This window comes from Streptomyces milbemycinicus (assembly GCF_002154605.1).
In the GTDB taxonomy this organism is placed as follows: domain Bacteria; phylum Actinomycetota; class Actinomycetes; order Streptomycetales; family Streptomycetaceae; genus Streptomyces; species Streptomyces milbemycinicus.
Map to the genome: position 1 here is coordinate 1 of NZ_MUNE01000636.1, position 216 is coordinate 216.

Sequence of the window (216 nt, forward strand, 5' to 3'; positions counted from 1 at the left end):
CTCCCCGCGCCCCGGGAGCGACCAGGCCCGCGAGGGTCTCGAGCGCGTGACCTCAGGATCCTCCCTCTCCGGCTCTTCCAGCCAACGGGCCGGGCTGGCCCATGTCCAGCAGCCGACCCCGCCGTTCCCCGGGGCACAGATCGACAACGAGCTGATGGACCGCCGCCCGCCGCGGGTGGACCACGCCCTGCTGCCCCCTCCGGTCGTCCAGCGGGT